This window comes from Actinomadura meridiana, assembly GCF_039537545.1.
GTDB classification, from domain to species: Bacteria; Actinomycetota; Actinomycetes; order Streptosporangiales; family Streptosporangiaceae; genus Spirillospora; species Spirillospora meridiana.
Map to the genome: position 1 here is coordinate 686,504 of NZ_BAABAS010000005.1, position 13,624 is coordinate 700,127.

Sequence of the window (13,624 nt, forward strand, 5' to 3'; positions counted from 1 at the left end):
AACCCAGGGAGACGGATGCTGACCAGCTTCATGCAGGTCATGTCCTTCCTGGGCAGTGCGGCGTTCTACGTCCCGTTGCTCATGGTCCTCTTCTGGTGCGTCGCCCCGCGCCTGGTAGCGCGGGCGACGGTCATCCTCCTGTTCAGCGCGTACCTCAACACGCTCCTCAAACTGGTCTTCCACGACCCCCGCCCCTACTGGACGGACCCCTCCGTCGAGGGCAAACAGTCGTACTCCTCGTTCGGAATGCCGTCCGGCCACGCCCAGAACGCCCCGGTCGCCTGGGGCTTCTTCGCCACGCAGACCAGGCGAAGGGCCCTGTGGGCGGCCGCACTCGTCGTGATCGCCTTGATCGGCGTGTCCCGCGTCCAGCTAGGAGTGCACTCGACCGGTCAGGTCCTGGCGGGCTGGGCCATCGGCGCAGGACTCCTGGTAGCCGCACTGGGCCTCGAACCCATCATCGTCCCCTGGTGGACCCGCCTCCCACTGGCCGTACAGATGACCCTCGCCCTCGTCATCTCCCTACTCCTCCTGACAGCGGCCTGGGGCGCCCTACAGCCGCTCCAGGGCTGGACTTGGCCGGACGCCTGGGCCCGCGCCGTTCGAGCGGCCGGGGGAAGGACAGACCCCGTCACCCTCATCGAGTCGGCCAAGGCGACGGGCGGATTCTGCGGAGCCGTAGCGGGGCTGTCCCTACTCGCGTTTCGCGGCTGGTTCGACCCTGGCGGCGAACCCTGGCGCCGCCTGTCCCGTATCCCGGTCGGCCTGGCCGGAGCCGCAGCCATCCACCCGCTCGGCGGCTCTCACGTGATCCAGGCGTTCGCCGTCCAAACGTTGCTCGCCCTGTGGGTCACGGCCGGTGCGCCGGAGGTGTTCGTCCGGCTCCGCCTCGCCCGCCGTCCCGTGCGCGCGATCACAAGGTCAGACGGCGATCGGGAGGAACTGCCCCAATAGACTCGGGGCATCATGGCTCCTCAGATCGCACCCAGCATCCTGTCCGCCGACTTCGCCCGTCTGGCCGAGGACGTCGAGCGCATCGCCGACTCCGCCGACTGGGTCCACGTCGACGTCATGGACAACCACTTCGTCCCGAACCTCACCCTGGGACTGCCCGTCGTCCAGGCGTTGCTCAGGACCAGCGCGCTGCCACTCGACTGCCACCTGATGATCGAGGACCCCGACCGCTGGGCGCCGGAGTACGCCGAGGCCGGTGCGAAGAGCGTCACCATCCACGCCGAAGCAGCAAAGGCACCCATCCGCACCCTGCGCGCCATCCGCTCCGCAGGCGCGCGCGCGGGCCTCGGCGTCAATCCAGCCACCCCCGTGGACGGCTTCGAAGACCTCCTGGGCGAAATCGACATGCTCCTTCTCATGACCGTCGAGCCCGGATTCGGCGGCCAGAAGTTCCTGGACGTCGTCCTGCCGAAGGTCCGCCGCGCCCGCGAGCTCATCAAGGGCCGCGACCTCCCCGTCTGGCTCCAGGTGGACGGCGGCGTCAGCGCGGAGACCATCGAACGTTGCGCGGAGGCGGGAGCCGACGTGTTCGTCGCGGGCAGCGCCGTCTACGGTGCCGACGACCCCGCCAAAGCAGTCCAGGGCCTCCGGGCCCAGGCCGAAGAAGCGACCCGGAAGGCCGACTGGTGATCCTCCCCTGCGAAGCCGTCCTGTTCGACGTGGACGGCACCCTCGTCGACTCCACACCCCTCGTAGAACGGGCGGCCCGCGAATGGGCCGTCGAATACGGCATCGACGCGGACGAGTTCCTGTCCGACGCCCACGGCCGCCGCACCATGGACCGCGTAGCGGACTTCCTCCCACCCGACCAGGTCCAAGAAGCCACCGCCCGCTTGGACGCCTTAGAGTCGACCGGATCCGACGGCATCACCGCCCTACCCGGCGCCCTGGACCTCCTGACGACCATGAACGGCCTGCCCTACGCGTTCGTGACGTCCATGGACAGAAAGCAGCTAAAGGTCCGCACGGCCGTAGCAGCCATACCCCTCCCACCCATCGTCGTGACCGCCGACGACGTCCCAGCAGGCAAACCAGACCCATCCGGCTACCTCCAGGCAGCCGCGCACCTGGGCGTAGACCCCACCACCTGCGTAGTCATAGAAGACGCCCCCGCAGGCATCGCAGCAGGCCGTGCCGCTGGCGCAACCGTCCTGGCCGTAACCACCAGCCACGACCCCGCCGTCCTAACGAACGCCCACCGAACCATCCCCGACCTCACCCACGTCACAACAACCCCAACCGGCCTACACCTAACCAACGCCTGACCGACGCCCGCTTAACCCTCCAGCGACGTCCGAGACTGGCCGATATCCGCTTCTCCAGTTCTGGCAGGAACGGATTTTCTAGGGTTGATGCTTCGGATGCCGGGCTCGCCGGGCCGGGCCGTGCCTGAGGGGTGGGACGTCTTGGAGATCGGACTGGCGGACGCGGTGGCGGCGGTGCGGTCCGAGCTGATGGAGGCCGCCGCAAGAGGCGCCGGTGAGGACGTCGCGTTCGTCGTCGGCCCGATCGAGTTGGAGTTCGCGGTCGAACTGCGGGTGGACGCCAAGGCCAAGTTCGGCGTCAAGGCATGGGTAGTGTCGGGCGGCGCCGAAGCCGGGGTGGCACGGGCACAGACGCATCGGGTGAAAGTGTCGCTGAACCCCAAGGGACCCAATGGCGGTGACCTCCTAATCGCAGGACAACCAGAACGCGCCCCAGGCCCAGGGCCAGTGCAAGGCCACATCGGCCGCTGAGATCCGCACGAGCCATGTGAAGGGCAGCCATGGATCTAAGGCGTGTGGTCGGGGTGACCGGCCCAGGCGGACCCGGTTCGGGATACGCGCTCGGCGGCCGCCTGCTTCTCGCCTCGGCGCATGTGACCGGCGAGGTCGGCAGCGCCGCCCAGGTGTTCTTCCCAGGCCGCGAGGGTGTGTTCGACGCGACGGTGGTCTGGAGGGGAACACCCGGCGGTCGCAATGACGCCGCCCTCCTACGGGTGGACGATACGTCCTGGCAGGCGCCCGCAGGGGCAGGTGTCCGATGGGGCCGAACGGTGACCCACCGGACGGAGATCGAGTGCACCACCGCCGGGGTGCCCGAGGTCGTCCAACGGACAGGGCAACCGGTGGACATGCTGCAACCGTCAGGGACGTTCAACCCTGGGGATCGATACGTCGCCGACCGGTACCTGGTGAGCTTGACCCAGCCTGCCCCATCCAACGCCAGGGATGATTCACCATGGGGCGGGTTGTCGGGCGCCGGGCTGTTCAGCGGAGACCGAGCCGATCTCCTGATCGGGGTGATGGCCACCGACCCGGTGGGCTGGGGGCACGCACGGCTGGAGGCGGTACCGGCGTATGTGCTGCACCAAGACGAGAAGTTCCGTGCGGCGCTGGTCGAGCACGCCGGTCAGCGGGCGGCTGTGGTGCTGGAGCCGGTGGAGTGGACCGGCCTTGCTGATGCCGGTGAGGTTGTTCCACCAGGCGGGTTGAGCGGATCACCGGCGGAGCTACTGCGCGCACGCCGCGAGGCGACGCCGTTCCGAGGCCGCGCCGAGCTGATGCGCCAGCTACGGGCGTGGGCCCAGCAGGGGAGCGGGACGGCGGCGCGGCTCGTGCACGGCCCAGGCGGCCAGGGCAAAACGCGCCTGGCGGCTCGGTTGGCGGGCGAACTATCAGCGGCAGGCTGGGCGGTGATGTGGCTGAGCGGCCAGGCCGCCGATCTACGCGATCTGGCGGACGCCGCTGTGCCGCTACTGCTGATCATTGACTATGCCGAGACTCGTCCAGCCCAGGTGGCGGCGGTAGCCGAGGCGCTCGCCCGCCACTCGGGTGCCAGCCCCGTCCGGATCCTGCTGCTCGCCCGGACCGCCGACGGATGGTGGCAGCAGGCCCAGGACGCCTCACCCTCCGCTGAGCAGGTGTTGGGTGTAGCGCAGGTGACCCGGCTGCCCGCATTGGACACCGCCGCCGAAGGGCGACGCGACGCTTACCGGGAAGCGGTGACCGCGTTCGCTGCCCTCCTCCGTGACATGCCTGGCTCCATAGGTCCCCAAGACAACAACTGGGGCGCTCTGGCGGAACGGCTGGACCCGCCGCCAATGGCTCAGGCGGCGACGGCGTTGGCAGTACAGATGCGGGCCTTGGCCGACCTGCTGGACACCGCTACCGCTCAACGGACAGACGAACAATCTGAGGCGGCTGCTGATGACGCCATGGAGGTGGAGGATCGCCTGCTGGTCCATGAGCGACGCTATTGGCGGACGGTGGCAGCGGCGCAGGGGCTGAGCGAGGTCCTCGGCTGGGAGACTCTCACCGATGCGGTTGCCGCCAGTGTCCTCGTCGGCGCCGACGACCACGGTGAAGCGGATGAACTGCTGTGCCGTGTTCCGGGGTTGGCCGACCAGAGTCGTGACATACGTGACCGAGTCCGCCGGTGGATCGCCGCGCTGTACCCGCCGTCCCCGTCGCGACCATGGGACACCCTGCAACCGGACCGGCTGGCGGAACGCTTCATCGGCCGTCGACTCCGCGACGCCCCTGGCCTCGCCGATCTGTTGGCGACCGGGTGCGGCCCCGAACAAGCCATGCGATTGCTGACGGTGTACGCCAGAGCCGCCGCGCACCCCGCCTTTGGCGGCGCCTTGAACGCGGACCTGACCCGATTGTGCACCAGCCGCCCCGACGAACTAGCGCCAGCAGCCACCCATGTGGCCACTCAGGTGGAAGAGCCCACACCGCTACTGCAAGCTCTCCACCAGATAACCGACGACCCCGCAACCTCCATCGACCGACTCACTGCACTGGCTGACCAGCTTCCTTACCCCAGCCAAACCCTGGCCGACTATGCCGCCCAACTGGCAGCTCGAATGACCGATCATTATCGCGCCCAAGCCAATAGGGATCCGGATGTGTTCTTGCCCTCCCTGGCGGCGTGCTTGAACAATTTGTCGATTCGGCTTGGGGAGTTGGGGCGTTGGGAGGAGGGTTTGGAGGCTGTTGCTGAGGCTGTGGGGGTGTATCGGCGGTTGGCTGAGGGGCGTCCGGATGCGTTCTTGCCCTCCCTGGCGGCGAGTTTGAATAATTTGTCGGTTGACCTTGGGGAGTTGGGGCGTCGGGAGGAGGGTTTGGAGGCTGTTGTGGAGGCGGTGGAGATTCGGCGGCGGTTGGCTGAGGTGCGCCCTGATGCGTTCTTGCCCTCCCTGGCGACGAGTTTGAATAACCTGTCGGTCCGGCTCAGGGAGTTGGGGCGTCAGGAGGAGGGATTGGAGACTATTGCTGAGGCGGTGGGGATTTGGCAGCAGTTGGTCGAGAGGCGTCCGGTAGTTCATCAGGCGGAGCTTGAACGATCCCAGCGGGTAATGGCATGGCTGAAGGGGCTTCCAGATTTGTAGCCGAGGCTGCTGCTTGCATGCAGTGGGCGGTTGACTCGCTGGCAGCGAACTCCGAGCCGTGCTTGACCCTATCCGCCGAGCCCGGGCCGTCGTCACGTCGTTGACTTGTGGCTAGTCGGGTCACCCGGACTGCCATGACGCCGACCCGCCGCAAGTCAATGTGTGCTTTGCGTCTACGAGTCGAGGCCGCCGCTCTTGACCAGGTGGGCCAAGATGCGGAACGCTTCCGGGGTGATCATGTGTAGGGGGCCTGTCGCGTCCTTGCTGTCCCTGATGAGTACAGCATTGGGAACGCTGGCCAGCTCGACGCAGTTCTGGTAGCCACCGCTAGACCTGCTGCTCTTGCGCCAGGTCGCGGCGATCTCGACACACTCCTGGCCGCCAGCGCTTGATCTGCTGCTCTTCCGCCAGATCATCATTGAAAGATCCATATAAGTCACTCAATCAATCTTGTGAGGTATGCGCCAGTGGCAGCATTGTCCGGCGCCACTGCCCGCAGGCGGTCGAACCTGTCCATGTAGCGTTCCAGCTCGTCTTCTTCCTCCATCATGCGGTCATCGATGGTGGTCTCGAGGTAGACGATGTCTCGATCGGTGGGTTCAGGGAACTTCAGGTAGACGAAGGGTTCGCTGGTGCCGGGGTAGACGCCATCGGCGATCTTGAGGACCTGTACGTCGATGTTGACTCTTGACGAGACGCTGATGAGATGGCGAATCTGTTCCGACCGAACTAGGGGATCGTTGATCCGCAACAGCGCATTTTCATCGACCAGCGCGTGGAGTCGGCAAGGATTTGGCCGTCTCGTAAGGATCTTCTGGCGTTGTGTTCGGGCATCCACGTGCCGATTCAGCTCGGCGCTGTCGTGCATGCCCGCGTTGTTGTTGATCAACCTCACGTACCCTGGTGTTTGCAGCAGGCCGGGCACGAGCGTGGTCTGGAACGTGTAGATCTCGGAAGCGCCTGCCTCCAGCCCCACGTAGTCGTCACGGAAGACGTCGTTGTACTTGCGCCACCAGCCGCGTTGGCGGGCCTCGCGGGTGAGCTTGATCAGGGCCTCGGTGTCCGTAGGGCCGACGCCGTACAGCTCGCAGAGGTCGGTGACCGAGTCGCTGTTCGGGTCGACCCACTTCGCCTTCTCGATGTAGTTGAGCTTGGACGGGCTCCAGCGGAGGCGCTTGCAGACCTCGCTGGTCGTCATGCCGCATTGATCTCGCAACTCCACGAGTTTTCGGCTGAGCGCGCGCTTCTTGATCGTTGGGCTGTAGCCGCTTGCCTGGATCGAGGGCATATGTCTACCTCTTCAGTATGATCGAATACTGAATTTTCGAGAATCTAAGTCAAACCGCTTGATGTGTCGAACTGCCGAGAGCAGTATCTAGGCCGTAACGCAGCGTTCGCAGGCGATTACTGAAACTGATCTTCGATCAGTACGAACCCTCACGTGGAGGCGGCCCCATGGCTGAGAACGGCCATCTTCCTGACCTGGCGCTCGGCGGGTGTTCGGCGTGGGCGCTGCCCGCTGATGAGACGTGCGCCGGTATCGCTCGTGCGCATCTGCGAGGGGCGTTGACGGCGGTCAAGGTTCCGGGCGAACTCGTCGATGACGTCACCCTCGCTGTGTCCGAGCTGGCGACGAATGGGCTGCGGCACGGTGTCGGCGGCGCATCCGGCTCGCGGAGTTCAGCGGTGCCTGGACGGGCCGTCCTGGAGCTGTGGGCGTATCACCGGATCACGCCGGAGAGTCAGTTCGTGTTCAAGGTCTTCGACCCCGGGCCCGTGTGGACGAGTCCCGCGATGGCGGCCGGGAACTGGGCGGAGCATGGGCGCGGCTCGCGCTCGTTGAGGCCCTCTCGTCGCAGTGGGGCTGGCATCGGACGCGGTCCAGGCTGCTGCCCCGGCCGGTGTCAGGCAAGGCGACCTGGTTCGCCGTGCCGGTGACGCCGGTGTGTGTGCCGCCGCGTGATCATCGTCCGCTTCCGTGGGAGGCGGCCGTGGTGTTGTGCAGGCTGCTGATCGCGCGTGGGCTGGACGGTACGCATTGCCACCACGGGTCCGACCGTTCCGTGGTCACGTTGCGCGGGCTGACGGTCTGGTCCGAGCCGCCCGGGGTGTTCCGATGGCGCGTCCGACCGGGGGTACGGAACGCCTATGCGTGTCGTCCGTACGCCGATCTACACGATGTCGCCGACGAGGTCGTCTGCCATCACGAGCGCGGCGCTGTCTCCGGAGAGGACGTCCGATGACACCCCCATCCTCATGATCTTCATGGAGACTTGCAGGTACGTGATTGCCCCCGCTTCGGGGGAGGGGAGGCGCGGTGCACTCGATGTCGGCGAGTGAGTTCCACTCGAAGATGGCGGCGGCGCTGGACCGTGTCACCGAGGATCTCGACGAGATCATCGTGACCCGGGCCAACCGCGAACCCGCCGTCATGGTGAGCCTGCGCGAGTACGAGTCTCTGAAAGAGACGGCGTTCCTGCTCGGCATCCCCGCCAACTCCTCCCATCTCGCAGCCTCGATCCAGAGCCTGCGTGACGGTCAAGCTCGGCCGCGTGAACTCGTCGAAGATCCGACTACCTCTGGTGGCAGCGGAACTTGAACCGGCTGATCGAAGGCATCGGTAAGCCTGAGCCCCTTCGGCCGAACCTGGCGGGCTTCTGCTCACGGCGCATCACCACCGAACACCGCGTCGTCTATGTCGTCGCCTGCCGGGCTCACTGCGAGTGATCGGACGGAGACTCGCGCCTCTCGATGAGCTCCGGGATGGCGCCTGTGACGGGCGGCCCCCAGGGTCGCCGACAGTCGTTCTGTCACGGCTGGACCGGTCGTTGGGTTGCCTGAAGTCGTGGCGATGGTCACAGGGGTGGGGAATGAGTTGCATGGCACACTGGTTGGTGACCATTGAACGCGCGCTCCGGGGTCGGTGAAATTCCGAACCGGCGGTAAAAGTCCGCGACCCGGCCGAAGCCATCGGCCGGTTGACCCGGTGGAACTCCGGGACCGACGGTTAAAGTCCGGATGGGAGGCAGTGCGCGGTACGTCCCTGTCCAGGGGCGTGCGTCGGCGTATCGACGTCCCCCGGAGCCTTGATCTAGGAGGCCCGGGAGATGTTCACCGGCATCGTCGAGGAGCTCGGCGAGATCGCGGCGATCGAGCCCGACGAGGACGCTGTCACGCTCGCCGTCCGTGGCCCGCTGGTCACGCAGGACGCCGTGCACGGGGCGTCGATCGCCGTTAACGGCGTCTGTCTCACTGTGGTTGACGTCAAGGGCGAGGTTTTCACCGCCGACGTCATCAAGGAGACCCTCGACAAGTCGAGCCTGGGCGCGTTGGAGCCCGGGTCCAAGGTCAATCTTGAGCGGCCCGTGCGGCTGTCCGATCGGCTTGGCGGGCATCTCGTTCAGGGCCATGTTGATGGCGTTGGCGAGATCCTCTCCAGGGAGCCGGGGGAGCGGTGGGACGTTGTCACCGTGTCGCTGCCAGGCGAACTGAGCCGTTATCTGGTGGACAAGGGTTCCATCACTGTTGATGGCATCAGCCTGACGGTTGTCGAGGCGGGCGCCGACCGGTTCAGTGTGGCGCTCATTCCTACGACGCTCGCGCTTACCACGCTTGGTCACAAGCGTCCGGGTGACCCTGTGAACCTGGAGGTCGATGTCGTCGCCAAGTATGTCGAGCGCATGCTCGGTGATCGCGCATGAGCTGGCTCGACGCGGGCTTCGAGGTGTTCGGTGAGCACATCCTTTGGACCGACCTCACCGGCAACGTGCTGTCGCTCGCCGTCGTCTGGCTCGCCATGCGCAAGACCCTCTGGACGTGGCCCGTGCAGCTTGTCGGGGCCCTTCTGCTGCTCGCCGCGTCGCTGAACGCGAACGTCCCCGGGAATGCTCTTAAGCAGGTGCTCTTCTGTGGCCTCGCCCTATACGGGTGGACGGCCTGGGCCCGCGGACGACGCGATGCGCAAGGCATCGCCGTCCGGCAGGCAACGCTCAAAGAACGCGCGGCCCTCGCCGGTGCCCTGCTGCTGGGCACGGCGGTGGTCGCGGAACTGTTCGTCCACCTGGACTGGCTGAAAGTGGCCTGGTCGCCATGGGCGAACGCCTACATCTTCGTCGGCAGCGCGGTCGCGACGTTCGCGCAGAGTCGTGCGTTGGTCGACTTCTGGATCGTCTGGGTGCTGGTCGACCTGGTCGGGGTGCCGGTGGCGCTCAAGTCCGGGCTGTACGTCTCCGGGGCGGTCTACGGGATCTTCTTCGTGATGGTGATGGTCGGCTTCAGGAACTGGCTCCGGGAGTCCGGGGCCGCACATTCCCCCAGGCAGGAGGCGGTGTCCGCATGCTGAGCGGCATTGATGGTGACGGGATCGGTGACGGGATTTTCGACCCCATCGAGGAGGCGATCGCCGACATCGCGGCGGGACGCCCCGTCGTGGTCGTCGACGACGAGGACCGTGAGAACGAGGGCGACATCATCTTCGCGGCGGCCAAGGCCACGCCGGAGCTGTTGACGTTCACGATCCGCTACACCAGCGGCGTCGTCTGCGTCCCGATGGAGGGCGCCGACCTCGACCGGTTGCAGATCCCCCTGATGACCTCGCAGAACAGCGAGCGGTTGCGCACCGCGTACACGGTCAGTGTGGACGCCCGTCTCGGCGTCACCACCGGCATCTCCGCCGCCGACCGGGCCCGGACGATCACGACGCTGTGCGACCCGGCGTCCGAGCCGGGCGACCTTGTCCGGCCGGGCCACATCTTCCCGCTGCGCGCCCGGGAGGGCGGCGTCCTGCGCAGGCGCGGCCACACCGAGGCCGCCGTCGACCTCGCCAGGCTGGCAGGGCTCGCCCCCGCGGGCGTCGTCGCCGAGGTCGTCAACGAGGACGGAACCATGGCGCGCCTGCCCGAACTCCAGGTCTTCGCCAAGGAGCACCGGCTGAAGCTCGTCTCCATCGAGCAGCTCGCCGAGTACCGCAGGCGGCACGAGCCGATGGTCACCCGCGTCGTCGAGACCGGCCTGCCCAACCGGTACGGGACGTGGCGCGCGGTCGGCTTCTCCAGCACCGTCGACGGCGGCGAACACCTAGCGCTCGTGCTCGGCGACATCGGCGACGGTGAGGACCTCCTTGTCCGCGCCCACTCGGAATGCCTCACCGGGGACGTCCTGCATTCCGAACGCTGCGACTGTGGCACTCAGCTCGACGCCGCCATGGAACGCATCGCGGAAGAGGGTCGCGGCGTCGTCCTGTACCTGCGCGGGCACGAGGGGCGCGGCATCGGCCTACTCGCCAAGCTCAAGGCGTACGCGCTCCAGGACAACGGGTCCGACACCGTCGACGCGAACCTGGAGTTGGGGCTGCCCGCCGACGCGCGCGAGTACTCCAACGCCGCGCATATGCTGCTTGACCTGGGCGTACACTCGATCCGGGTGCTGACCAACAACCCGGACAAGCTCACCGGCCTGGACGGCTTCGGCCTCCAGGTGCGGGGACGCGAGGCCATGCCCGTCGTCGTCACCGAGCACAACCGGCGCTACCTGACGGTCAAGCGGGACCGTCTCGGACACCAGATCGAAGGACTCGCATGAGCGGCGCGGGACGCCCCGAGGACACCGCCGTCGACGCCGTCGGCGTCACGCTCGGCATCGTCTGCACCCGCTGGCACGAGCCGATCACCGACGTGCTCCTGGAGCGGGCCCTCGCGGCGGCCAAGGCGTGCGGCGTCGACGAGGCCGTCGTCGCCCGCGTCTCCGGAGCCCTGGAACTGCCCGTGGTGGCCCAGCAGATGGCGCGCGACCTCGACGCGGTGGTGTGCCTCGGCGCGGTCATCCGGGGCGAGACGGCCCATTTCGACTACGTCTGCGACTCGGTCACCGCCGGTGTGACCCGCGTCGCGCTCGACGAGTCGACTCCGGTGGGCAACGGGGTCCTCACATGTGACACCATTGAGCAGGCGATGGAACGCAGCGGGCTGCCCGGCAGCCGCGAGGACAAGGGATGGGAGGCGACTGTGGCCGCACTCGACACGGCACTGACCCTGCGAGGTCTGCGGCATCACGGTCACGCCGGGCACGGCTCGGAGCATATGTAGCGACGTCGCTCATACGCATGAGGGTTCGGGGGGCCGCCCCTGAACGGCCCTCGTCCGGGCTCCTGAGCTTCCCGGGTCCCGCATCTCATCCCATCGAAAGGCTTGTTCCGTGCTGTCACTCGTCCTGCCCAAGGGGTCGCTGGAGAAAGCGACCATGCAGCTGTTCGACGCCGCCGACCTCACCGTCCGGCGCGGCTCGGACCGCGACTACCGGGCGTCCATCGACGACCCCCGAATCGACCGGGTCCGGGTCCTGCGCCCGCAGGAGATCCCGACCTACCTGGAGCAGGGGCTGTTCGACCTCGGCATCACCGGCCGCGACTGGATCACCGAGACCGGCGCCGACGTCGTCAGCCTCGGCGAGCTGACCTACTCCAAGGCCACCTCCAACCCGGTCCGCGTGATCATGGCGGTGCCGGAGGGCGCGCCGTGGCAGAGCGTGTCCGACCTGCCGGAGGGCGTCCGGATCTCCACCGAGTTCCCCGCGATGACGCGCCGGTTCCTGGAGAAGCACGGCGTGAAGGCGACGGTCGTCCCGTCCTACGGCGCGACCGAGGCGAAGGTGCCCGACATCGTGGACGCGATCGTCGACCTCACCGAGACCGGTTCGTCGCTGCGCAAGAACGGCCTGCGCATCCTCGACACGCTCCTCACCAGCTACACCGAACTGGTCGCCAACCGCGACGCCTACGAGGACCCCGAGAAGCGCGCCGCCATGGAGGACGTCTCCCTCCTCCTCCAGGGCGCGATCCGGGCTCGCGGCAACGTCCTGCTCAAGCTGAACGTCGCGCAGGCCGACCTCCAGGCCGTCCTGGACATCATGCCGTCTATGTCGTCGCCCACCGTCACCTCCCTCGCGGGTGGCGAGTCGAGCGCGGTGGAGTCGGTAGTGGCCAAGCGCGGCGTGAACACCCTGATCCCGGCGCTGAAGGCCGCCGGAGCCCACGACATCCTTGAGATCCCCATCGCGAAGATCGTTGACTGAGACACCGGCACTGCCGACCGTGTGGCGCCCCCGCACCACCCGGCTCGTCGCCTACCTCACGGCGGGCGTGATCATGCTCGGCATGATCGTGCTCGCCGTGGTGGTGGCGCCCCAGTTCACCACCTTCGACCGGATCCTGATGATCCTCTTCGGGCTGGTGGTCGCCTGGGTCCTGCACATGCTGGCCCGCTGCCGCGTCGCCGCCGACGAGTCGGGCCTCACCATCGTCAACGCCTTCAACACCCGCCGCCTCGAATGGCCCGAGGTCGTGGACGTCACCATGACCGTCGGCGAACCCTGGCCCACCCTCGACCTCGCCGACGGCACGTCCATCGGCGCGATGGGCATCAACGGCGCCGAGAAGACCCTCGCCGCCCACCAACTGGCCGAACTCCGCGCCCTCCTCCACACCCGAGGCGAAACCCCCGACCCCACCTGACTTAGTCAAGGGTTTCGGTACTAAGTTCTAGACTGTTGCCAGGACCAGGGGAGCGTTCGTGTGCGACAGTGTGTTCATGAGCGCTCAGAGTGTCGAGGCATTTGCAGAAAGTAGCGACATGGATGCTGCGCCACTGCCAGACTGGGTGATCCCCCCGCCGGACGGATTCACTGCGGACGACTTCCTGAGCATGCGTGGTCTGCCCCGGCACACGGAGCTGATCGACGGGAGCCTGGTCTTCGTGAGCCCGCAGCGCAAGTGGCACGTCAGGGTGATCGATCTCCTCAAGTATGAGCTCAACCGGCAGGCGCCCGGCCACCTGTGCGCAGATCGGGAGATGTCGGTAAAGCTTGCCGTGTCGCAGGTGCCGGAACCCGACGTTCTCATCGTGACGGCCGACGCATACGAGCGCGACGAACCGTCCACCTACTACTTCCCAGAAGACGTCGTGCTCGCGGTCGAGGCGGTCTCGCCGGATTCCCGGATTCGTGATCGCGATATCAAGCCGCGCCGGTACGCGGCCGCCGGGATTCAGCACTTCTGGCGGGTGGAAGAAGACGAAGGCCGGACGGTCGTGTACATCTACGAACTCGATCCGGCGACCGGCGTGTACGTCCCAACAGGGATCCATCACGACCGGCTCAAACTGACTGTGCCGTACGACATTGATATCGACCTCGGCGACCTCGGCAGGCGCCGCCGATAGTCTGCGGTTCTTGCCGTCTTCG

General features: G+C 67.0%; 17 protein-coding genes, 1 pseudogene and 1 riboswitch. Of the genes and pseudogenes, 16 read left to right on the top strand and 2 right to left on the bottom strand.

Annotation, left to right across the window (positions count from 1 at the left end):
- The first annotated feature begins 15 nt into the window (after positions 1 to 15).
- The 5 genes from ABD808_RS12420 to ABD808_RS12440 all read left to right on the top strand — a co-directional run bounded on the left by ABD808_RS12420 (position 16) and on the right by ABD808_RS12440 (position 5,389).
- The gene (locus ABD808_RS12420; RefSeq protein ID WP_344894749.1) at positions 16 to 954 is read left to right on the top strand and encodes a phosphatase PAP2 family protein; all 939 of its coding nucleotides are present in this window, start codon (positions 16 to 18) and stop codon (positions 952 to 954) included.
- Positions 955 to 966: 12 nt separating this feature from the next.
- Entirely contained in the window at positions 967 to 1,644 is a 678-nt protein-coding gene (gene rpe, locus ABD808_RS12425) for a ribulose-phosphate 3-epimerase (RefSeq protein ID WP_344894752.1), read from the top strand.
- Complete coding sequence (locus ABD808_RS12430; protein WP_344894755.1) at positions 1,641 to 2,279, top strand: HAD-IA family hydrolase; 639 nt, start codon at positions 1,641 to 1,643, stop codon at positions 2,277 to 2,279. The genes rpe and ABD808_RS12430 overlap by 4 nt, the downstream gene beginning before the upstream one ends.
- Before the next feature lie 87 nt (positions 2,280 to 2,366).
- Positions 2,367 to 2,750 (top strand): trypco2 family protein, encoded by a 384-nt coding sequence (locus ABD808_RS12435; protein ID WP_344894758.1) that lies wholly within the window; start codon positions 2,367 to 2,369, stop codon positions 2,748 to 2,750.
- 122 nt (positions 2,751 to 2,872) lie between these two features.
- Entirely contained in the window at positions 2,873 to 5,389 is a 2,517-nt protein-coding gene (locus ABD808_RS12440; RefSeq protein WP_344894761.1) for a tetratricopeptide repeat protein, read from the top strand.
- A 173-nt stretch (positions 5,390 to 5,562) separates the two neighbouring features.
- Here the strand turns inward: ABD808_RS12440 and ABD808_RS12445 are convergent, their stop codons facing one another.
- Both ABD808_RS12445 and ABD808_RS12450 read right to left on the bottom strand, forming a co-directional pair.
- A complete protein-coding gene (locus ABD808_RS12445; RefSeq protein ID WP_344894764.1) occupies positions 5,563 to 5,808 on the bottom strand; it encodes a DUF397 domain-containing protein in 246 nt (81 codons plus the stop codon).
- 17 nt (positions 5,809 to 5,825) lie between these two features.
- The gene (locus ABD808_RS12450; protein ID WP_344894767.1) at positions 5,826 to 6,677 is read right to left on the bottom strand and encodes a helix-turn-helix domain-containing protein; all 852 of its coding nucleotides are present in this window, start codon (positions 6,675 to 6,677) and stop codon (positions 5,826 to 5,828) included.
- Between the two features lie 167 nt (positions 6,678 to 6,844).
- On the opposite strand from ABD808_RS12450, the pseudogene ABD808_RS38505 reads away from it, so the two are divergent.
- From ABD808_RS38505 to ABD808_RS12500, 11 genes and pseudogenes are all read left to right on the top strand, one after another.
- A pseudogene (locus tag ABD808_RS38505) lies at positions 6,845 to 7,132 on the top strand (ATP-binding protein); the annotation flags it as partial.
- A gap of 35 nt (positions 7,133 to 7,167) precedes the next feature.
- Complete coding sequence (locus ABD808_RS12455) at positions 7,168 to 7,632, top strand: hypothetical protein (RefSeq protein WP_344894770.1); 465 nt, start codon at positions 7,168 to 7,170, stop codon at positions 7,630 to 7,632.
- A gap of 83 nt (positions 7,633 to 7,715) precedes the next feature.
- Positions 7,716 to 7,988, top strand: coding sequence for a type II toxin-antitoxin system Phd/YefM family antitoxin (locus tag ABD808_RS12460; RefSeq protein ID WP_344895393.1), 273 nt, complete (start codon positions 7,716 to 7,718; stop codon positions 7,986 to 7,988).
- Complete coding sequence (locus ABD808_RS12465) at positions 7,985 to 8,116, top strand: type II toxin-antitoxin system YoeB family toxin (RefSeq protein WP_425548915.1); 132 nt, start codon at positions 7,985 to 7,987, stop codon at positions 8,114 to 8,116. Before ABD808_RS12460 ends, ABD808_RS12465 begins: the two co-directional genes overlap by 4 nt.
- A gap of 178 nt (positions 8,117 to 8,294) precedes the next feature.
- A riboswitch (FMN riboswitch) is annotated at positions 8,295 to 8,425 on the top strand.
- A 71-nt stretch (positions 8,426 to 8,496) separates the two neighbouring features.
- Positions 8,497 to 9,090, top strand: coding sequence for a riboflavin synthase (locus ABD808_RS12470; RefSeq protein ID WP_344894773.1), 594 nt, complete (start codon positions 8,497 to 8,499; stop codon positions 9,088 to 9,090).
- Complete coding sequence (gene pnuC, locus ABD808_RS12475) at positions 9,087 to 9,731, top strand: nicotinamide riboside transporter PnuC (protein WP_344894776.1); 645 nt, start codon at positions 9,087 to 9,089, stop codon at positions 9,729 to 9,731. The genes ABD808_RS12470 and pnuC overlap by 4 nt, the downstream gene beginning before the upstream one ends.
- A complete protein-coding gene (locus ABD808_RS12480) occupies positions 9,725 to 10,969 on the top strand; it encodes a bifunctional 3,4-dihydroxy-2-butanone-4-phosphate synthase/GTP cyclohydrolase II (RefSeq protein WP_344894779.1) in 1,245 nt (414 codons plus the stop codon). Before pnuC ends, ABD808_RS12480 begins: the two co-directional genes overlap by 7 nt.
- Complete coding sequence (gene ribH / locus ABD808_RS12485; protein ID WP_344894782.1) at positions 10,966 to 11,472, top strand: 6,7-dimethyl-8-ribityllumazine synthase; 507 nt, start codon at positions 10,966 to 10,968, stop codon at positions 11,470 to 11,472. The genes ABD808_RS12480 and ribH overlap by 4 nt, the downstream gene beginning before the upstream one ends.
- A gap of 109 nt (positions 11,473 to 11,581) precedes the next feature.
- A complete protein-coding gene (hisG, locus tag ABD808_RS12490; protein ID WP_344894785.1) occupies positions 11,582 to 12,457 on the top strand; it encodes an ATP phosphoribosyltransferase in 876 nt (291 codons plus the stop codon).
- Entirely contained in the window at positions 12,450 to 12,896 is a 447-nt protein-coding gene (locus ABD808_RS12495; RefSeq protein ID WP_344894788.1) for a PH domain-containing protein, read from the top strand. The genes hisG and ABD808_RS12495 overlap by 8 nt, the downstream gene beginning before the upstream one ends.
- A gap of 76 nt (positions 12,897 to 12,972) precedes the next feature.
- Positions 12,973 to 13,602: a Uma2 family endonuclease gene (locus tag ABD808_RS12500; protein WP_425548916.1), complete on the top strand. Its 630-nt coding sequence runs from the start codon at positions 12,973 to 12,975 to the stop codon at positions 13,600 to 13,602.
- The last annotated feature ends 22 nt before the right edge of the window (positions 13,603 to 13,624 follow it).